This is a genomic window from Alicyclobacillus mali NBRC 102425 (assembly GCF_001570745.1).
Classification (GTDB): Bacteria; Bacillota; Bacilli; order Alicyclobacillales; family Alicyclobacillaceae; genus Alicyclobacillus; species Alicyclobacillus mali.
In genome coordinates this window covers 21308-41667 of sequence record NZ_BCSG01000001.1, presented here as the reverse complement: position 1 = coordinate 41667, position 20360 = coordinate 21308, and the positions used below count along the sequence as shown (strand labels likewise).

The following is a 20360-nucleotide window of genomic DNA, read 5'->3' as shown; positions in this document are numbered from 1 at the left end:
GGGAAACGTCGTGCTCGGCGTGATGGATCTCGACCTCATGGAGGCTTGCAGCGTGCTCTCGTCCATCGGCACGCTCGCCATCGCCCTCACGTCGTGGTACCAGATTCGGCGCGATACGCAGATCGGGTACGTGCCGATGGTCGTGATCGACGATTTCGAACGTCTGGACGGCGAATTGGTCGCCGAACTGCGGAACTACGGCACGGGTCCGGCATTGGATGTGAAGCTTTGGGGAATGAGAGGGAAAGAGCGCGTGCCGATTGCACCTGTGGTGGAGGGACGGCGCGTGTCAGGGCTGCACCTCGCACCGGCGGAAGCCAAGCGCGTGCATCTCGCTGCAGGCGGGCCTTCTCGACACGGGGTGGATGGGAATACGCCAGAGGTGATTGTCCTTCGCTACCAGTCCGTGCGAGGTCGGAGGTTTTCCGCGCGGTCCGAAATTCCTCCGGAGCTTCGACTAGGAGCGAACACGAACGAACTCGGGCAAGCCGGAAGCGGCTTGCCCGAGTGAGGGGCTTCACTTGCTGGAGGACATCCAGATGTAGTTGAGGAGCCCATAGCCAGTTGTCGGATTCAGCACCTGCGTGGTCGCATTGTGCACATCCGGTGCGATGACCGTGATGCCAGCCGGGACGTTCTGCCACAAGACGGGCAGCTGTTTCGCGATGTAGTCCTCGTACGCAAAGAAGTTCTTCGTGTTCTCGGCCTGCGAGGACACGGGCTCGGTGGTCTTCGCAATCAGCTGGTCGGCCGTCGGGTCGTTGTACCCGAAGTTGTCCAAGCCGCCTGGCTCAAACAACTGCTCGCCGGACGGATACGATCCGCCATACGTGATGCCGGTGCCAGCTGCCGCGGCCCACTTGCCTGGGTTCTTGGCGTCGCTCATGATGCCCTCTTCTTCGTTAAACGAAATCTGTTGCAGGGTCACATCCACACCAATCTGCTTCCAGTCCTGCTGCACCAGTTCGGCCTCCTGCAGTGTCGACTCGGAACCAGACGCAACCATCATGGTGAACTGGAGCTTCTGGCCGTCCTTCGTCATGACGCCGTTCTCCATCTTCCACCCGTCCGACTCGAGCAGCTGCTTGGCCTTCGCCGGGTTGTAGGCGAAGAGATTATTGAGAGAAGAATCGTAGAACACGGTCTTTGGTTGTGCTGGAATCGGCCCGTAAAGCGGCGGCGCGAATCCGTGATAGATGGCCTGGTCAATTTCGTTTTGGTTCATCGCGTACTCGAGCGCCTCGCGGACCTTCAGGTCATTGAACGCGCTGTAGAGCGGCGAACCCTTCTGCAAATTCAGCTCGATAAAGTCGTAGCCGAAGTTGTAGGCGGGCACAATCTTGTAGCCCATCTTTAGCAGGCTGCCGCGAGACGCCCACTGCGCCGGGTCGAGATATCCCAAATTCACAGCGCCACTGCGAAGCGCGGCAAACTCCGCGTCGCTCGAGCCTTCGTACTGGAAGATCAGCTTATCCAGCGTGCTCTTGTGCCCCGCGAACGTCTGGTTGGGAACAAGCACCCAAGCCTGGCTCTGCTTCGCGCTCACGAGCTTGAAGGGGCCATCCACCACGGTGAAGAAGCTCGGATTGGTGGCTTCCTTACCAAGGTACGCGATCTCCTGCGCCATGTTGTTGGGGTACTTGTTCCATGCGTGCTCGGGCAAAGCCGTGAGCTGGCCAATGCCGTTGTAGATGAACCACTGCTGGTTCACCGGTTTCTTCAGCGTGACCTGGACGGTGTAGTTGTCGAGCGCGACGACGCTCTTGACGTTCGCCGGCACGCCGCCAGAGCCGGCCGCGTAGTTCGGCCAAGGCGGCACGTTCGACTCGTCCGTCGCCTTGACCAAGTCGTAGTCCCAGACGACATCCTGCGCCGTCACAGGTTTGCCATCCGACCACACCCAGTTCTTCTTCAGGTGAATGGTGTACTCCGTACCTGTTGCGTTGTAATCAATGCTGCTGGCGAGGCTATTTTTCCAATCAATGGAGTAATCACTTCCAATGTAAATTAGCGATGGATAAAGCAGAATCTGGAGGTCAGCGTTGTAAAGGCTCGCATTGGCCGAGTTTGTGATCGGCAGATACCAGTTGATGTTGGTTGCGGGCGGGAGCGCCACCACCAGTGTGCCGCCCTTTTGCGGTTGCTGCGTCGTGGTCTGCGTGCTGTTGGTGGTCGAGTTGGTGGTATTCTGCTGTGTTCCGCATCCCGCAATGACACCGGCGCCCAGCGCCACGGTCACGGCAGCCGCACCAAGCCGTGTTGACCACCTGCGTTTCTCGTAAAGTCCCATGTTAACCCCCCTATGCTGTCTGCGAGACCAACGTTCGAATTCGCAGACTCTTTATGTGAAATGCGTTTTTCTGATAAGCTCATCCTACGAGCATTCAAGCACCTTGTAAAGGCCGTGTGAGTTGGAAAAAGAAAGCATCCAATGAGTCCCAGACCCCAAATCCCGCGCTGCGTCTTGCGTTTCCCGCATTTAAGCGCAAGGTGCATCAATCTAAGAATTCTCTAAGAATAAGGGGCGACGCCTGAGAGAAAAGGCGCAGGAGCGGGGGACCGCCCTCTGCGCCAGGCTTTTTACGACATCGACTCGAGGCTGATCCTCGGATCAACCAAGCTGTAGAGGATGTCCGCGAGCAGGTTGCCGATGATGGTCAACGCACCGAGGAACATCGTCACGCCGAGCAGCACGGGATAATCCAGCGTGCCAACAGCGTTCCAATACAAGAGGCCCATGCCGGGATAGTTGAAAATCTGTTCGATGAACAGCGCACCCGCGAACAGAGCCGGGAACGACAAACCGAAGAGCGTGATCTGCGGCAACACCGAGTTGCGCAGGACGTGACGCCACAGCACCTGCGACTCGCGCAACCCTTTGGCTCGTGCCGTTCGGACGTAGTCCATGAGCAGCGTCTCGCGCACGGATGAACGCATGTAGCGCGAGTAGCCAGCCAAGGTGACCAACGTCAATGTCGCGGCGGGCAGAACCAGGTGATGCAGCCAATCCCAGAAGCCCGGGTTTGGATCCTGCGGGTTGACGACACCACCGGATGGGAACCAGTGCAACTGGATGGAGAAAAACATCACCATCAGGATGCCCAACCAGAACGACGGCATCGAGTAGAAGAAGTAGTTGAGCACGGTGATGATGTGATCGGCGATGGTGTTCTCGAAGTACGCCTGAATCGTGCCGATGAGCATTGCGAACAACTGCGCAAAAATGGTCGCAATCAATACGAGCGACAGCGTGTTCGGCAGCGCGTGCCCAATGAGATACGTCACCGGCTCCGTGTAGTTATACGAGTATCCGAGGTTGCCATGGAGGATATTCCACAGCCAGATCAGATACTGCATGTACAGCGGTTTGTTCAAGCCGAGCGACTGCGCCAGAGCCGCGGCTCGCTGCGGCGTGTAGTGCTGGCCGAGCAGAATGCGGACCGGGTTGCCCGGCACGATGTGAAGCAGGACGAACGTGATGATCGAAATTCCAATAAGCGACGGAATGGCCTGCAGGATGCGGCGCACAATGTAGCTCAGCACTCGGGCTCACCCCACTTCCATGGTTCATTTGCGCCATCAATCGGTGCGCGTTTCCAGCGCATGGCGCAGGCCATCACCGATGAAGTTCACAAACAGCTGCGAGCACAGAATCAGAATGCCCGGCGGATAGATGAGCCACCACGCGTTCTGGAAGATGTAGTTCATCGCAGCCGACAGATCAGCGCCCCAGTTCGGCGCCGGGGGCGGCAACCCTAGTCCGAGGAATGATAGACCCGCAATCGAGAGAATGGAGTCCGCGACTGCGAAGGTCGTGGTCACCAGCACCGTTCCAATAAAGTTTGGAACCAGGTATTTCGTCATGAGTCGCCACGTGCGCACGCCCGCCAAGAGCGCCGCCTCGACGTACGTCTCATTTTTGATCTTCAACACTTCACCGCGGACAATACGGCTCACGCCGAGCCAGCTTGTCGCAGCGAGGACGAAGATCATGAGACCCACGTTCGGCTTGAACGTTGCGTTCAGGAACAGCAGGATGAAGATGCTCGGAATGGACAGCAGGATGTCCACGATACGCATCAGAATGATGTCCACCCAGCCACCCGCGAGCGCGCTCACCATGCCGTACAGCGTTCCGAAGGCCATCGCCACAAACGCGGACAAGAAGCCCACTTCGAGCGACGCCTGGCCGCCCACCATCATGCGCGCGAGCACGTCGTGACCCGCGTCATCCGTGCCCAGCGGATGCTTGGCACTCGGCGGCTGCAACAAGGCGGTGAAATCCCCCTGTGTCGGGTTGACGTGATACAGCATGGGCCCCAAGAAGCAGAAGGCAAACAACAGCACCATGCCGATCACGCCAATTGAACTCAGCGGATACCGCCAGAATCGCTTCCACGTGCGCCACTTGGTGGCCTGCACGCGCGGCTCGCCTGCGGAATTCGCCACTTGCGTCTCTGTGACCACGCCTTTCCCTCCCTTCTGCCGGGCGGCTGAGCTCCCAGCCGCCCCGTGTTGTGCATCACTTGGACATCCAGATATAGTTAAGGAGCGGATAACCGGTTGTCGGATTCAGGTATTGCTCGGTCGCGTTGTGCACGTTCGGCGCGACGGCGGTGAAGCTGGCGACGCCGTTCGTCCACAACACCGGCACTTGCTTCGCGCAGTATTCTTCGTACGCGAAGAATTCCTTGAGCGACGCCTGCTGCGACGGCGCGGGCGATGTGGTCGCCGCGATCAGCTTGTCGAGTACCGGATCGTTATAGCCGAAGCCGTCAAGCCCGCCAGGCTCAAACAACTGCTCGCCGGACGGATACGATCCGCCATACGTGATGCCCGTGCCCGCTGCGGCCGCCCACTTGCCAGGATTGGACGTGTCCTGAATGACACCGAAGATCTCGGACAGCGGCATTGGCTTCAGCGAAATCTGTACGCCAATCTGCTTCCAATCCTGCTGAATGAGTTCCATCATCTGCGTGGTTGACTGCGTACCGGTCGGGTACAGAACTTGGAACTTCAACTGCACGCCGTTTTTCGTCATGACGCCGTTTTGCATCTTCCACCCGTCCGACTCGAGCAACTGCCGCGCCTTCGCCAGGTCGAACGGGAACAGCGGCTTCGCGAGATTCGGGTCGAAAAAGATGGTTCTTGGCGTCGTCGGAATCGGCCCGTACTGCGGCGGCGCAAACCCGTGATAGATGTCCTGGTTGATGGCGTTCTGATCGATCGCGTACTCGAGCGCCTGCCTCACCTTCACATCGCTGAACGCCGCGTACATGGGCGAACCCTGCTGTTGGTTGAGCTCGATAAAGTTGTACCCGAAGTTGTACGCCGGCGTGATGGTGTAACCGGACGACGCGAGCGACTGACGCGATGCGTACTGCGACAAATCCAGATATCCCAGGTTCACCGCACCGGTCTTTAGCGCCGCGAACTCCGCATCGTTGGTCGCTTCATACTGGAAGATCAACTTGTCGAGCGTGCTCTTGTGCCCGCCGAACATCGGGTTGGGCACGAGCGTCCACGACTGACTGCTCTTTGCGCTCTGCAGCTTGAACGGCCCGTCGACCACAGTGAAAAACGCAGGGTTCGTCGCTTGCTTCGCCAGGTAGATGATCTCCTGGCGTATGTCGTTCGGGTACTTGTTCCAAGCGTGCTTCGGCAAAGCCGTCAGTTGCCCGATACCGTTGTAGATGAACCATTGCTGGTTCACCGGCTTCTTCAGCGTGATCACGACCGTGTAAGGATCCTTCGCCACGACGCTCTGGACGTTGTCCGGCACGCCGCCTGCACCCGCGTTGTAATTGGGCCACGGCGGAGGCGCGTCCTTTGCGTCAGTCGCCTGAATCAGTTGATAATCCCAGACGACGTCATCCGCGGTCACTGGGTGGCCGTCCGACCACTTCCAGTTCTTCTTCAGCGAGATGGTGTACACCGTGCCCGCCTGATTGTACGTGATGCTCTGCGCGAAACTGTCGGCATAATCGATCTGGTACCGATGGTCGATATAGATCACGCCGGGATACAGTTGTGTGTAGAGCTGCGCATTGTACAGACTCGCGTTGCCCGCATTCGTGATGGGCAAATACCAGGTGATGTTGGTCGCCGGTGGCAAGGCGTAAATCAAGGTGCCGCCCGTTTGCCCACCGGTACCACCCGTCCCCGCCGCGTTTTGCGGGCTTCCGCCACCGCAGCCAGCCACCGCACCGAGCGCCAGCGCGGCCGCCAATCCGCCCGAGAGCACCTGCGCTTTCCCCTTCATGTCGCTTCCCCCTTCGACGAACCCTGACAGTAGGGTCTCGAAACCGGGAGAAGTTCATGCACAAGGGAAGCCAGCGCGCACTTCAGCCGTGCAGATGACAGGCAACCCAGTGATCCGGGTGCACTTGAACCGGCTTGGGCATCGTCTGACGACACACGTCCATCACCCGCGGACAGCGCGTATGGAACGGGCATCCAGACGGTGGATTGGCCGGACTCGGCACATCGCCCTGCAGAATGATCCGCTCGCGCCGCTTCGTCCGGCTTGGCTCAGGCGCTGCGGACAGGAGCGCCTGGGTGTACGGGTGAAGCGGATCGTGATACAGCGACTGCTTTGGGCCGATCTCGACCAGGTGCCCCAGGTACATCACGCCGACGCGATCGCTGATGTGGCGCACGACGGCCAGGTTGTGTGAGATGAACAGATACGACAGGTTAAACTGGTGCTTCAGGTCCATCAGCAGATTCAGGATCTGCGATTGAATCGACACGTCGAGAGCCGAGACGGCCTCGTCCGCGACGATGAGCTTCGGGTTCAACGCGAGCGCGCGCGCGATACCGATGCGCTGACGCTGACCACCCGAAAACTCGTGCGGGTACCGGTTAATGTCACCCGCGCGCAGGCCGACGGTCTTCAACAGTTCGCCGGCGCGCTCAAACGCCTCTGACCTGGACAGCACCTTGTTCACAATCAGCGGCTCCGCGATGCTCTCGCCCACCGACATGCGCGGGTTCAGCGAGGCGTACGGATCCTGAAACACCATCTGCGATTTGCGCCGACTTGCCCGAAGTTCCGCGCCCTTGGCATGGGTGATGTCTTGTCCGTCCAGGATGATCTTTCCGGAGGTCGGCGCGGTCAACCGCATGATCATTCGGCCGGTGGTCGACTTGCCGCAGCCGGACTCGCCGACGATGCCGAGCGTCTCGCCCGGCTTCACCTGAAACGAAACGCCGTCCACAGCGCGGACATGGCCGACCGTTCGCTTCATCACGCCGGACTTGATCGGAAAGTACTTTTTCAGATCCTGGACTTCGAGCACGTACTCGCTCATGCGCTCCCTCCTTTCCCTCAGACGAGATCGCAGCGAACCAAGTGACCTGGGGCCACTTCGCGCAACTCGGGCATCTTCTCGAAGCAGGACGGCTTCGCGATGGGGCAGCGCTCGGCGAATCGGCAACCCTTCGGGAAGTTCGCCGCGCTCGGCACCGTGCCCGGGATGGAGTAGAGCACGTCCTTGTCCTCCTCCAACGAGGGGATGGACTCCATCAGCGCGCGGGTGTAGGGGTGCTTGGGCTCCGAGAAGAGCGTGTCCGCGTCGACCGACTCGACCACCTGGCCCGCGTACATCACCACGACGTGATCGGCCATGTCGGCCACGACGCCGAGGTCGTGTGTGATGAGGATGATGGAAGTGTTCGTCTCACGCCGCATCTTCTTCATGAGATCGAGCACCTGGGCCTGGATGGTCACGTCGAGCGCGGTGGTGGGCTCGTCCGCGATGAGCAGCTTCGGCTCGCAGATCATCGCCATGGCGATCATCACGCGCTGCCGCATGCCGCCGGACAGCTGGTGTGGGTACTCGCGCAAAATCTGCTCCGCGCGCGGGACGCCCACGAACTTGAGCATCTCCACGGCGCGATCCAGCGCCTCCCGCTTCGGCACGCCGCGGTGGCGAACCAAAACTTCCGAAATTTGCGTACCGATACTCAGCACGGGGTTCAGCGCCGTCATTGGCTCCTGGAAGATCATCGCGATATCGCTACCGCGCAAATCCGCCATTTCGCGGTCGTTCAGCTGCAGGAGATCTCGGCCGTCAAACAAAATTTGACCGCCGACAATCTTCCCGTACGGCCGAGGCACGAGCCGCATGATGGACAGCGACGTCATGCTCTTGCCGCAGCCCGACTCGCCCACGATGCAGACGACCTGCCCCCGATTGACGTCGATGTCGATCCCGTCGACGGCCTTGACGGTCGCCTGCTTGCTCACGAAGTACGTTTTCAAGTCGCGAATCGCGAGGAGCGGTTCGGCCACGTCTTGCCCCTCCCATCTGTCGAAGAATGTCGAATCGGTCTTCGATTTCGGAACTGTGTATGACAACGTAACATCAGGGCATTCGGTTCTCGTCGTGCGTCCGAAATCGCAGATACCATGCACGCACCGTGCCTAGTATAGCGCAAATTGTATCGACGGCCATCGCCGGTGTAAAGGAGCGCGACAGGCACGCGCGTCACGTTTTTCCACCGGCTCGCGACGAGAATCGCGAACTTTCGCCGCTTTCTCCGACTTTCGTAGGAAAGTAAGAATTCTCTTAGCCTGCGGCACGGCACTTCATGCAGGAAATGCGGCAAGAAATCTTACGAAAGCGCAAACATTCGGACAACCCCTCATTCCCCTGCAGAACTGCACCGCGCGCTTCAAGCGGCGTTCAATCCTACAGTGTACAATAAAACTGGTCCAGTCCGATGTACCGAACCATGCGGGAGGTTAGCCGATGCGCATTTTGCTCGTCGAAGACGAGGTGCGGCTCGCGTCCGCACTGAAACAGCTTCTCAAGGAACACCAATATGCGGTCGACATCGCCCACGACGGCGAGACTGGGTGCGATCTCGCCCTCACCGACAGCTACGACATCGCCATCCTCGACATCATGCTGCCGAAGATGAACGGCCTCGACATCCTGCGCGCCATGCGCAAGGCGGGCCTTCAAACGCCCGTGCTGCTCCTCACGGCCAAGGACACGGTCGAAGACCGCGTGACGGGCCTCGACGCCGGCGCCGACGATTACCTCGTCAAGCCGTTCGACAACAAGGAGCTTCTGGCGCGCGTGCGGGCGCTCTCGCGCCGCACAGGCCAACTGGCTGGCGGCGACGCCATCGAGGCGGGCCCGTTTCGACTCGATCTTAACACTCGAACCGTGACGCGCAACGGGGAACCCCTGGCGCTGACGGCCAAGGAGTTCCAGTTGCTTGAGCTGTTCATGCGCAATCCCAACAAGGTGCTGTCCAAAGAGGTCATTCTCGATCGCGTCTGGGGCCCCGATGCGGACGTGATCGGCAACGCGGTGGAAAACTACGTGCACTTCTTGCGGAAAAAGATCGACGAGCCCGATCTCCCGTCGTACATCGCCACCGTGCGGGGCGTGGGATACATGTTTCACCCAGACCCAGCGACGGGCCGCAAGGCATGAGAAGGGACGTGCGGCTTGTTTAAGCGGCTGAGCCTCCGTCTGACGCTGCTGACGGTGATTCTGTTGGTGGTCCTTTACAGCATTACGTCGCTCGCGCTCTACGGGATCATTCGCGGCTTCGTGATGCGAAGCATCGATTTCAACCTGCGCCAGGCCGCCTACCGCGTGGCCAACACAGCGGTCCTGACAGGCATCCCGAGCTTCGCCTCCACCGGATCTCCCGAGATCAACTTCGTCCTCGTGGATAACAGCACGTATACGTCCATCGCAGATCCGGACCTGGCGAACGCGCTGGAAAACCGCCTGAATCGGCCGACGGATCGCCCGACATTCTTCAACTTCACCTACCAGGGCGAGCATTACCGCGTCTTTGACCTGCCCATCGCCGAGGGCACCGGCGGGCCCGCCTACGTCGCCACCATCCTCGACGACACGCAGACTGTGCGAGCGATGAGCGATCTGCGCTCCGTCATTGTCATCGTGGGGCTGTTCGGCGTCTGCGGCGCGACACTCGTGGGTTTCATCCTGTCCGAGCGCATGCTCCAGCCCATCCGCCGCGCCTTTCAACGCCAGCTCGAGTTTGTGGCGGACGCCTCGCACGAACTGCGCACGCCTCTGGCGGTCATCCAGTCGAACCTTGGCATCGTGATGGAGCACACGGACCAAACGGTCGAGGACAACCTGGAGTGGCTGAACAACGCCCACGGCGAGGCGCGCAGACTCGGAAAACTGGTCCAGGACCTGCTGACGCTCGCGCGGTCGGACTCCGAGCGCATGCCGGTGGAGCGCCGCCCGGTTGCTCTGAACGAACTGCTCGACCGCATCCACGATCTGTACGAGACCGTCGCAGACATGCGCGGCATTGAACTTGCCGTGCGCGCGGAGGAACCCCTCGTCGTGTTGGGCGATCGCGACCGGCTGCATCAGCTTTTGGTGATCCTCATCGACAATGCGATGAAGTTCACGGATGAAGGCGGCAAGGTCGAGATTGCCGCGATTCGCAACCGAAATCAGGCGATGCTGTCGGTCCGCGACACGGGGATTGGCATCGCCAAGGAACACTTGGAGCGCGTCTTCGATCGGTTTTACACGGTGGACACGGCGCGATCGCGCCATGGAGAGGCGAAGGGAACGGGGCTTGGATTGTCCATCGCCAAATGGATCGTGGAGGCGCACGGCGGCCGGATTTCCATCGCCAGCGAGGGCATTGGCAGGGGGACGACGGTCCGCGTGGAATTGCCGCTCGCGGCGAAGCGTCCGGCCGGATCGGAGGAGGGCGACGTCACGGCGAGAAGCGAGGCGTGACGCCCACCTCCGGCAGGCGGTGGAGGAGAAATTCGACCAGCGAATCCTTTGCCTCGGCGCTCGTCCAAGGTTCGCCCGACGCCTCGGCCAGGGTCGTCGCCTTGTCTCGCTCAACGCGCACGTCGTCGCGCTCGGCGTAGCGGTAGAAGCGCTGAATGGCGGCGATGGCAGCGTCGAGATCGGGCGAGATGCTGATGCAGCCGTGCGCGAGCACGTAGCCAGGGTGGCGCGACGACATGCCGGCCAAGCCCCCGCGCCAGGCCTGCGCCGTGCCTACGACCTTGCGGCCACCGATGGCGACATTGTAATTTCCGTCGCAGTAGGCTCCAGGCACGTCGGTCATCTCGGCGGCGAGCCCGAGCGCCCGCAGCCATTCGACGAGCGGCTGACATAGGATGCGATAGTACCTGTCTGTCGTCGCGCCCTCGGCTTGGCGCGGGAAGATGAGGGACAGATTCAGCATCCCTTCCCCGTGCGGCACGGCGGTGCCGCCGGTCGAGCGCACGAAGAGCGGCCACCCCTCCGACGCCATGCGCGCCACCGCCTGCTGACCGGCCTGCCCCCCCACGTCCCGCCGGCTCACCACAAGCCCCGTCACAGGCAGGTGGCGCCACACGCGCAGCACCGGTATTCTGTCCCTGTGCGCCACCTGCTGTCCGATCTCGTCATCGTGCAGAATATTGTCGAGCGGAGAGGCGAGCACCTCTTCCACCAACACCTCCACTTCCCGCGGCCATAGCGGATCCCATGCGATCATCGTCCTCATCCCTCCGAAATGCGCCGTCGCCCAACGAGCGGCAACACCATCACGACCGTCGTGCCCTTGCCGACGGCGCTGCGCACGTAAATCTGTCCCCCATAGCGCTCCACAACCTGCTTGGAGATGGCGAGCCCAAGCCCAGCGCCCTGCCCTTCGCGGCGGGCGGCCTCTCCCCGGTAGAAACGTTCAAATATGTGAGGCAACACGTCCTCTGGTATCCCGTCTCCGTTGTCGGAAATCGTGATGCGCGCCGTGGTGGACTCCTCCCGCGCCATGAGCCGAATCCAGCCGCCCTGAGGCGTGTGGCGCATCGCGTTGTCCACGAGCCCCACCAAAACTTGGCGCAGCCGATCCGGCTGAATCGCCACGCGTCCCCCGCTCGTCAGATGAACGCTCACCTCCATCTCCAGGTCCGGCCGCAGCATGAGCGCGTCGTCACGCAGGCGAGCGAACATCTCGTCCATCTCGGCCTGCCCCATCCCGCCACCCACGGGGAGCTCGTCCACCTGGTCCAGGTTCGAGAGCGCCAGAAGCTCATCCACCAGCCGCTGCAGGCGCCCGACCTCGAGCACGATGTTGCGGACCGCAGGCTCCCAGACGCGCGGGTTATCCCGCCCCCATCGCCTGAGGAGATTGGCGTGGCCCGCAATGATGGCGAGCGGGGTGCGCAGCTCATGCGACGCGTCCGCCACGAAGCGGCGCTGTTCGTCCATCGCCACGTCGATCCGATCCAACATCTGGTTGACCGACTCCTGAAGCGACATGAGTTCCGGCGGCAAGTCGGAAAACGACAGTCTCCCCGCCCTGCGCCACTCCACCTGCTGAATGCCCGCCATCAGGCGCGCGAGGGGGCGAAATCCTCGCTCGATGAGAAGGCGCATCCCCACGCCAAACAGCGCGATCACGGCCGCGTCCAACACGAAGAATACCGTGAGCATATGCAGCGCCGCCTGGCGCAGTGGATCCAGCAGGGTAAAAATGGAGAGTTGCCCAAAGCTCCCGTTTTCGAAGCGCACGCCTTCGGTGAGCGCCAGCACCCGGTGATATCCGTTTTCGTCCCGCCACGCGTACGGATAACTCCAGTGCGGCTTCGTGAAGTCCTGTCCCTGCGCTGGCATGGGCACGCGCGACGCGATCTCGTCGACCACGGTCCCGGTGAACACTGGTCCCATGATCTGAAACAACACATTGCCCTCTGCGTCGGTGAGACGAATGACCGAATCGGTGGCAGCGGCATACCGATCCCAGGTGGTGGTCACCGCCTCTTCCGCCAGCCGATCCGCGCCCTGGCCAAGCAGGGTGGCCATCTCGAGCTCCATGACGCGCTTTTGGCCAATCAGGCTCGTGGCCTGGTACGAGACCATGAACAGCGTTGTGAAGACGAGCAGAACCACGGCGCACCACGCGGTGCTCCAAATGAGAAGCGTGCCTTCGATGCTTCGACGCCGGGAACGGTTCAGCCATCTCATGAATCCTCGACCTCGAGCCGGTATCCCTGCCCGCGCACGGTCCTGATGTATCGCCGCTCAGGATCCAACTTCTGACGCAGATAGCCGATGTACACGTCCACCACGTTGGTATCACCCGGTGCCTGAAATCCCCAAACGCGCTCCAGCAGCTCCTGCCGCGAACAGGTGCGGTTCACATTGCGAAGCAGGTACAGCAACAGGTCATATTCCCGCGCGGTGAGATCCACCTCCCGCCCGCGATACACCACGCGGTGAGCGTCCAGGTGGACCGTCGCCTCGCCAAAGCGAAACGGAGCGCCGCTCGCTTCGTATCGTCGCCTGACCGCTCGCATGCGGGCCCAAAGCTCTTCGATGGCAAACGGTTTGACCAGGTAGTCATCCGCACCCGCATCAAGACCACCCACGCGATCCGTCACAGCCCCGCGCGCCGTGATCATGATGATGGGAACGCTTGAAAACGTGCGAACCTCGCGACAGAGATCCACCCCGCTCATGCCCGGCAGGACGATGTCGACGAGCAATAAATCGTACTCCTGGGACCTCGCCCGCTCGATGGCGGTTTCGGCGTCCATCGCCACGTCCACCTCGACCCCGGACAGTTCCAACTCCAAGCGGAGGAATTCCACCAGCCCCGGTTCGTCCTCGACAATCAGGACCCGCATCGCTCGATCACCGCCCTCATCTTACCGCAATTCGCTCGACGCCGCCGCTTTCAAGGAAGCCAGCCAATCGATGAACGCCCGCGCAGCCGCAGGAATGTGCGACTCCCTGCGCCAGATGAGCGTCACGGTGCGCTGGCCGAGATCGCAGCCCACGATATGGACGAGTTTCAACCGCCCTTGGGTCACATCGTCCTCGACCGCTGGCCAGGGCACGACCGCGAGGCCGAGGCCCGCCTGCACGAACCGGTTCATGGCCTCCAGGCTGTCCGTCTCCATCACCGGCGGGGCTGGCCGCTCCACCCCTGCGCGGTGCAGCAGCTCGTCGATCTGCCGCCGCAGTCCCGACTCACCGTGCATCACCACCAGCGGGTGCTGCGCCAACTCCGCCATCGTCGCGCGCTTGCCCGCGAGCGCGTGATACGACGGGGCGACCGCGACGAGTTCGTCGCGCCACAGCGCGATTTGTTCCAGGCCCGCCTCGTCTTCGGGAGGCGTCGTCACAATGGCGAGATCGACGGCTCGCGCGCCAAGGCGCTCGAGCGTCACCTTGGACGATCCCGTCACCACCTGGAACCTCACGCGCGGGTGCATGGAAGCGTACCGAGCGACCATGGTCGGCAAGCGATACAGCGTGGGAGAAAGCCCCGCCCCGATGCGCACCAGACCCGCCTCGGGATTCGACATCTCGAGCAGCGACTCCGCCAACTCCTCCTGCTTGCGCAGCACCTCAAGCGCGTACGCGTGTACGCGCTCGCCTGCGGGCGTCAGCGCAAGTCGCTTGCCGCTCCTGTCGAAAAGGGCCTGTCCGAAGTGGCGCTCCAGTTGCTGAATCTGGCGCGTCACCGTCGGCTGCGTCACATGGAGCGCACGGGCCGCCTCGGACACGCTGCCGAGCGACACAACCGTGACCAACGCTCGCAGAGCCTCGAACATCTCCACCACTCCATACGAGTTGAGAATGAAAAGAATACGTATCATTCATTTTACACATAGAAAGGCGCGTCGTACACTGATGTTGTGTTGGAGGAGGGAACGCGCGATGTTTCATGCAGTTGTGGGCGCCCAATACGGCGACGAAGGCAAGGGAAAAATGGTCGATTACCTGGCCGAGGAAGCGGACATCGTCGTCCGCTACCAGGGAGGCGGCAACGCAGGCCACACCATCGTGAATTCGTTCGGCAAGTTTGCGCTCCACCTGGTTCCGTCGGGCATCTTTCACGCGCACACGCTGTGCGTGCTCGGCGCAGGGGTGGTGGTGAATCCGCCGAAACTGGTCGAGGAACTCGCGGCACTCGCGGAAGCCGGGATCGACACGAGACGACTTGTCATCTCGGACCGAGCGCACATGGTGCTGCCATATCACATTTGGCAGGACATGTGGGAAGAAGAGGCGAGATCGAGAAAAGTCGGCACGACGTTGCAGGGAATCGGCCCCGCGTACCAGGACAAAGTGGGGCGATTCGGCATTCAAATGGGCGAAATGCGCCATCTCGACCGCCTGAAGGAGCGCGTGCGCTCAGCCTTTGAGGCAAAGTGCCGGCGTCTGCCAGGCCTCGAGCGCTACGGGACGTGGGAAGACGTGTGGCAACCCATCGCCGCGTCGCGCGATGCGCTTCTCCCGTACATCACGGATACGACGCCGCTCTTCTATGAGGCCGCGCAATCGAACAAGCACGTGCTTTTCGAGGGACAGCTCGGCATCATGCGCGATCTCGACTGGGGCGTGTACCCATTCGTGACGTCCTCGAATCCCATCGCGGGGGCCGTGTGCAGCGGCGCCGGCGTGCCCCCCACCAAGCTTGAGCGCATCACGGGCATCACGAAGGCGTACACCACGGCCGTCGGCGAAGGTCCGTTCCCGACGGAATTGCACGACGACTTTGGCGCCTTCCTGCGCGATCGCGGCCACGAATACGGCGCCACCACGGGGCGGCCGCGCGGCTGTGGCTGGCTCGATCTCCCGGCTCTGCGCTATGGCGCGTGGATCAATGGGTACACGGAACTTGCGCTCATGAAGCTGGACGTCCTCTCCGGCCTTGACGAGATCCGCGTCGCCGTCGCGTATGAGTTGGGCGGCCAACGCCTCGAATGGCCTCCGGCTGCCTACGAGATGGAACAGGTCAAGCCGATATACGAATCGGTTCCCGGTTGGCGCGAGGATATCGGTGACTGCAGGGCGTTTGACGATCTTCCCGAAGCCGCGCGGCGATATGTGAGCTTGATTGAGGAACAGGTCGGCGTTCCCATCCGGTACGTGAGCGTCGGACCGAGCCGGGAGCAGACGATTGTGAGGTGAGGGAATGTCCCCTCACCTCCCCGTCGCGACGCAACGACACGGCGAGGTCACAGCTCCACCTCCAACACCACCGGACAGTGATCGCTCCCGAGGACGTGATCGTCGATGCGAGCGCCGAGGATGCGTTCCCGCAGGCGGTCACTGACGAGGAAATAGTCGATCCGCCATCCGATGTTCCGCTCCCTGACGCGTGGCATGTTGGACCACCACGTGTACTTGTCCGTCACGTCCGGGTGCAGCGCGCGAAAGGTGTCTACAAAGCCCGCGCCGAGAAGTTCGGTCATCTTCCCCCGCTCCTCGTCCGTGAACCCCGAGTTTCCGCGATTCGATTTCGCGTTTTTGATGTCGATCTCCTGATGCGCCACGTTGAGATCCCCGCACGCGATCACGGGTTTCTCTCGATCCAGCGCACAGAGATAGGCGCGAAACGCGTCCTCCCATTCCAGGCGATATGGCAGGCGCGACAGATCCCGCTTCGCGTTCGGCGTGTACACGGTCACCACGTAAAACGAGGGAAATTCGAGCGTGATGATCCGGCCTTCTGGATCGATCCCGTCGCCAAACCCGTAGCGAACGTCGAGCGGCGGTATGCGCGTGAACACGGCCGTGCCGGAGTAGCCTTTTCGCTCTGCATAGTTCCAAAATTGCTGATATGCCTCTCCGATGGGAAGCTGAATCTGTCCCGCCTGCAGTTTCGTCTCCTGAACGCAAAACACGTCGGCATCGACGGACTCGAAATACGGAAGAAATGCGCCCTTGTTCACGCAGGCGCGAAGCCCATTCACGTTCCACGATACGAACCTCAACGTCGTCCTCCTCACCAGATCGTCAATCGTCGCTCGCAAGAAGTTCGAGGGCCAGCTCCAATGCCGGATCGCGCCCCGAAGACAGGTCCTCGGGCGAGATATCCACAGACACACGGGGCCGGAGACCAACGTTTTCGAACGCACGTCCGTCGGGAAGCGATGCGCGAATGGCGCCGACGCCCATGCTGAAGCCGGCGCGCTGACAGATAACCGGTTGCCCAGTCGACCCGGACGTCGTTTCCCCCATCACGATGGCGCGTTTCGTCACGAGGAGCGGCATCACGAAGTCCTCGGCCGCAGACGCGGTCGCGCGATCCACCAAGACTGCCAATCGCCCTCGGAACACAGGTTCCTCCGGTTGCCCATACGGCGGTCGCCACACGGCACCGCTGCCGTCCGGCCGAATGGAGAACTCACCCGCACCTGTGGAACGCCGCCACAGAAAGCCCACATCAGCGGCAAACTCCGTCCACCACGGCCATGACCTCTCCATCAAGACCCGAAGGAGCTTTGTGGGCGTCGCACCTCCCGTATTGCCCCGGACGTCCACCACGAGGGCGTCTGCGTTCGACACGCGCGTCACCCACGCCACGGCAGCCTCTTCGTATGCGGGATCTGCAAAGCTTGGCACGCGAAGGTATGCGACGCGATCCGGCACGAGCCACCGCCCTTCCGGCATCTCCTTGCGCGAATCAGGGAACATTCGAGGGATCATGACGGCGCACCGGCGCAGGCCGTCGTCCAATTCGAGGGCCCACGAATTCCCGTCCACCAAGGTCGGAATGACCCGTTGCCACTCCTCTTCGCGCAAGCGCTCGTCCTGGCTCCGCATATAAGGACTCGCCTCATCCATCCACTCTGCTGGCGTCCGCTCGTTCAACGTCACGACGGCCGCCCCCGGCCGTACTGCTTCGTGTGCGCTTTCGACAACATACCAACTTTCCCGAAGTCTGCGCAGGCGCAGACCCAAGCCCTCACGGACCGTCAAGGTGTCTCGGAACCACGTGTGGCGATTGCCCAGCTGCGCGACCAGCCGCTGCATCATTCGCTCAAAGTCTCGACGTGTGGGAAACCGTGTGGCCTCCTGAAGATAGGTCGAATAGCGATTGTCCCACGCATCGGGCTGGATGTAGGAATCCTCCCAGTGAGCGAAGTACCGCTCGACCATCGCGAACATCTTGCCGACCATCCACAGGCGGTCTTCGAGGCTCACCGCGCGCTCCATCCTCTGCGCCTCCCATCTCGACCACCTTCATCTCCTTATCCAGTTCGGTCAGGCGCGTCGGAATTCCTCCCGCCTGAGATCCGTCCCAAAGGCCAAATGTAAGCAAAAAACCCGCGCCGCCGATGCCATCGGGCACGGTGGGCGCGGGCTCCTGCTTCGTAAACGTCACATCTTCGACGCGATATAGCCGGCGAGATCGACCACGCGGTTCGAGTAACCCCATTCGTTGTCGTACCACGCGATGACCTTCACCATGTCGTCGATGATCATCGTGGACAGGCCATCGACCGTGGAGGAATGCGCGTCGCCGTTGTAATCCTTCGAGACGAGCGGAAGCTCGTTGTACGCGAGGATGCCCTTGAGCGGGCCCTCCGCGGCGCGCTTCAGCGCGGCGTTCACCTCTTCGACGGTCACAGGCTTCTTCGTCTGCGCGACGAAGTCGACCAGTGAGACGTTTGGCGTCGGCACGCGCATCGCCATGCCGTTCAGGCGGCCCTTCAGGTGGGGCAGCACCAGGCCGACGGCCTTCGCGGCGCCGGTCGTGGTCGGGATGATGCTGAGCGCGGCGGCGCGGGCACGACGCAGATCGCTGTGCGGCAGGTCAAGGATGCGCTGGTCGTTCGTGTACGAGTGCACCGTCGTCATGAGGCCCTTCACGATGCCGAACTCGTCGTCAATCACCTTCGCGACTGGCGCAAGGCAGTTGGTGGTGCAGGACGCGTTCGAGACCACGTGATGCTTGGCTGGATCGTACATCTCGTGGTTGACGCCCATCACGATGGTGATGTCCTCGTTCTTAGCGGGCGCCGAAATGATGACCTTCTTCGCGCCGCCCTTCGTGATGTGCACCTCGGCCTTCTCGCGGTCCGTGAACAGCCCCGTCGACTCAATCACAATGTCCACGCCGATCTCGGCCCACGGAATCGCGCCCGGATCCCGCTCCGCGAACACCTTCACCGTCTTGTCCGCGACGACGAGATCGTTGCCTTCTGCCCGCACTTCCTCGGGCAGGATGCCATGCACGGAGTCGTACTTGAGGAGTGCGGCGAGCGTCTCCGCGTTGGTGAGGTCGTTCACCGCCACGATATCGATGTTCGGATTATGAAGCGCCGCACGAAACACGTTGCGGCCAATGCGGCCGAAGCCGTTAATGCCAACCTTCACTGCCATGTTCGACCCTCTCCTTGCCTGCTGGAGTTTCGAGCTGCAAGATGCGGCGCGCTGCGCCTTCATCCGTCACCAACACGTCAATTCGATAGGCGTTTGCCACACTGGCGATGGCCTGGGCTTTTCTCTGTCCGCCGGCCACCGCGATCACGACCCTCGCGCGCGCCACGTCATCGAGCCGGAGCCCGATGGTCCGCATCGCGTAGACGACTTCACCCTGCGCATTGAAGTAGTGCCCGAAGGCCTCTGCTTTCGCCTCGCGCGCCTGAAGAAGTCGGATCTCCTCCTCCGTCGCGTGGCGACGCCGCGCCATCGCCAGAGCGTCCCCGACGCCGTGCACCACCACGGTCGCCTGGCGAATGATGGGCAGGCGCTCCTGAATGTACGGATCGTCCAAAAGCTGTTCGAGCGCCTTCTGCGACAGGCTGTCGGAGATCTGCAGGAGAACGGACGATCCGCCGAGTTTCGCCGCGAGCTCGGACGCAATGGTGTTGGCCTGGTACGCGACGATCTCGCCGACCGTGCCTCTGGCGGGCACCACCGTGATCCGCTGCCGAAGAGGCTTTGCGCTCATCGACTTTGCGACGGCGGCGACCGTGGTACCGCCCGTCACGGCGATGATGTCCCCGTCTTGCAGGACATCGGAGAGTACATCGCTGCCAGCCTGGCCGATGCGATCCGTCACCCAGGTGTCCTCGTCCGCATCGCCTTCCACCACGATGACGCGGGGAATGCGCAGGAACGACGAGACCCGCCAAGCCAAATCGGAACGCCCCGCGATTTCGGCTACGAGCGGCTCGAGCTCACCCAAAAGTGCTTTGCCCTCCGGCGTCAGGGACACGCCGGACGAGGACGCCGCCACCAGTCCGAGTTGCTTGAGATACTCCAGTTCGGTGCGAAGCGTCCGCTCCGACTGACCCATGGCTTGCGCGAGGGCTCGTCGGCCGATGGGCGCGTGCGCGTCAATGCGCTGCATCACCCGCACGCGGTGTTCCATGGCCCTCACCAACTCAGGCGCGACCCGTTCAACCGCGGCCCACACCGTCCACTCCATGCCACTTCTCCTCATCGTCACTGGTCGGTCGTGTCGCCACAACGCCTATCGTCGGGGAAGATCCCTCGGAACGAAAGGGACATTTTCCGTCCCGTAGGATCCTCATACCGTCCCATCGCTTTCAGTGTAGCGCGTTTGCAGCGCAGGCGCAATGCGTCCCGGCC

The 20360-nt window shown here is 61.8% G+C and carries 18 protein-coding genes; 4 read left to right on the top strand and 14 right to left on the bottom strand.

Annotated elements, in window-relative coordinates:
• The first annotated feature begins 10 nt into the window (after nucleotides 1–10).
• Nucleotides 11–511: a hypothetical protein gene (locus AMA01_RS00195; protein WP_067845549.1), complete on the top strand. Its 501-nt coding sequence runs from the start codon at nucleotides 11–13 to the stop codon at nucleotides 509–511.
• Between the two features lie 6 nt (nucleotides 512–517).
• Here the strand turns inward: AMA01_RS00195 and AMA01_RS00190 are convergent, their stop codons facing one another.
• The 6 genes from AMA01_RS00190 to AMA01_RS00165 all read right to left on the bottom strand — a co-directional run bounded on the left by AMA01_RS00190 (nucleotide 518) and on the right by AMA01_RS00165 (nucleotide 8296).
• Complete coding sequence (locus tag AMA01_RS00190; protein WP_067845545.1) at nucleotides 518–2290, bottom strand: peptide ABC transporter substrate-binding protein; 1773 nt, start codon at nucleotides 2288–2290, stop codon at nucleotides 518–520.
• Between the two features lie 290 nt (nucleotides 2291–2580).
• Nucleotides 2581–3543, bottom strand: a complete 963-nt coding sequence (locus AMA01_RS00185) for an ABC transporter permease (RefSeq protein ID WP_067845541.1) — start codon at nucleotides 3541–3543, stop codon at nucleotides 2581–2583.
• 36 nt (nucleotides 3544–3579) lie between these two features.
• Entirely contained in the window at nucleotides 3580–4467 is an 888-nt protein-coding gene (locus AMA01_RS00180; RefSeq protein ID WP_067845535.1) for an ABC transporter permease, read from the bottom strand.
• A gap of 55 nt (nucleotides 4468–4522) precedes the next feature.
• Nucleotides 4523–6262: a peptide ABC transporter substrate-binding protein gene (locus tag AMA01_RS00175; RefSeq protein WP_067845532.1), complete on the bottom strand. Its 1740-nt coding sequence runs from the start codon at nucleotides 6260–6262 to the stop codon at nucleotides 4523–4525.
• 82 nt (nucleotides 6263–6344) lie between these two features.
• Nucleotides 6345–7313 (bottom strand): ABC transporter ATP-binding protein, encoded by a 969-nt coding sequence (locus AMA01_RS00170; RefSeq protein WP_067845529.1) that lies wholly within the window; start codon nucleotides 7311–7313, stop codon nucleotides 6345–6347.
• Nucleotides 7314–7330: 17 nt separating this feature from the next.
• Nucleotides 7331–8296, bottom strand: coding sequence for an ABC transporter ATP-binding protein (locus tag AMA01_RS00165; protein WP_067845526.1), 966 nt, complete (start codon nucleotides 8294–8296; stop codon nucleotides 7331–7333).
• Between the two features lie 460 nt (nucleotides 8297–8756).
• Between AMA01_RS00165 and AMA01_RS00160 the strand changes: the two genes are divergently transcribed.
• Together AMA01_RS00160 and AMA01_RS00155 are read left to right on the top strand one after the other, a co-directional pair.
• Nucleotides 8757–9452 carry a response regulator transcription factor gene (locus AMA01_RS00160; protein ID WP_067845524.1) on the top strand — a complete coding sequence of 232 codons (696 nt, stop codon included), beginning with the start codon at nucleotides 8757–8759 and terminating at the stop codon, nucleotides 9450–9452.
• 15 nt (nucleotides 9453–9467) lie between these two features.
• Nucleotides 9468–10757 carry a sensor histidine kinase gene (locus AMA01_RS00155; protein ID WP_067845513.1) on the top strand — a complete coding sequence of 430 codons (1290 nt, stop codon included), beginning with the start codon at nucleotides 9468–9470 and terminating at the stop codon, nucleotides 10755–10757.
• On the opposite strand, the gene AMA01_RS00150 is transcribed toward AMA01_RS00155, so the two are convergent.
• Genes AMA01_RS00150 through AMA01_RS00135 form a run of 4 tightly spaced genes read right to left on the bottom strand, consistent with a single transcriptional unit; the run spans nucleotide 10735 to nucleotide 14581 of the window.
• Nucleotides 10735–11514 (bottom strand): lipoate--protein ligase family protein, encoded by a 780-nt coding sequence (locus AMA01_RS00150; RefSeq protein WP_067845509.1) that lies wholly within the window; start codon nucleotides 11512–11514, stop codon nucleotides 10735–10737. The two genes, AMA01_RS00155 and AMA01_RS00150, sit on opposite strands and share 23 nt — an antisense overlap.
• Nucleotides 11515–11519: 5 nt before the next feature.
• A complete protein-coding gene (locus AMA01_RS00145) occupies nucleotides 11520–12986 on the bottom strand; it encodes a sensor histidine kinase (RefSeq protein WP_067845506.1) in 1467 nt (488 codons plus the stop codon).
• Nucleotides 12983–13648: a response regulator transcription factor gene (locus AMA01_RS00140; protein WP_067845505.1), complete on the bottom strand. Its 666-nt coding sequence runs from the start codon at nucleotides 13646–13648 to the stop codon at nucleotides 12983–12985. The genes AMA01_RS00145 and AMA01_RS00140 overlap by 4 nt, the downstream gene beginning before the upstream one ends.
• 21 nt (nucleotides 13649–13669) lie before the next feature.
• Entirely contained in the window at nucleotides 13670–14581 is a 912-nt protein-coding gene (locus AMA01_RS00135) for a LysR family transcriptional regulator (protein ID WP_067845499.1), read from the bottom strand.
• 106 nt (nucleotides 14582–14687) lie between these two features.
• On the opposite strand from AMA01_RS00135, the gene AMA01_RS00130 reads away from it, so the two are divergent.
• Nucleotides 14688–15944, top strand: a complete 1257-nt coding sequence (locus AMA01_RS00130; protein ID WP_067845496.1) for an adenylosuccinate synthase — start codon at nucleotides 14688–14690, stop codon at nucleotides 15942–15944.
• Between the two features lie 47 nt (nucleotides 15945–15991).
• On the opposite strand, the gene AMA01_RS00125 is transcribed toward AMA01_RS00130, so the two are convergent.
• The 4 genes from AMA01_RS00125 to AMA01_RS00110 all read right to left on the bottom strand — a co-directional run bounded on the left by AMA01_RS00125 (nucleotide 15992) and on the right by AMA01_RS00110 (nucleotide 20196).
• Nucleotides 15992–16750: an exodeoxyribonuclease III gene (locus AMA01_RS00125; protein ID WP_067845491.1), complete on the bottom strand. Its 759-nt coding sequence runs from the start codon at nucleotides 16748–16750 to the stop codon at nucleotides 15992–15994.
• 22 nt (nucleotides 16751–16772) lie between these two features.
• Nucleotides 16773–17975: a S41 family peptidase gene (locus AMA01_RS00120; RefSeq protein ID WP_067845487.1), complete on the bottom strand. Its 1203-nt coding sequence runs from the start codon at nucleotides 17973–17975 to the stop codon at nucleotides 16773–16775.
• 165 nt (nucleotides 17976–18140) lie between these two features.
• Nucleotides 18141–19145 carry a type I glyceraldehyde-3-phosphate dehydrogenase gene (gene gap / locus AMA01_RS00115; RefSeq protein ID WP_067845484.1) on the bottom strand — a complete coding sequence of 335 codons (1005 nt, stop codon included), beginning with the start codon at nucleotides 19143–19145 and terminating at the stop codon, nucleotides 18141–18143.
• A complete protein-coding gene (locus tag AMA01_RS00110; RefSeq protein ID WP_067845481.1) occupies nucleotides 19123–20196 on the bottom strand; it encodes a sugar-binding transcriptional regulator in 1074 nt (357 codons plus the stop codon). The genes gap and AMA01_RS00110 overlap by 23 nt, the downstream gene beginning before the upstream one ends.
• Nucleotides 20197–20360 lie beyond the last annotated feature (164 nt).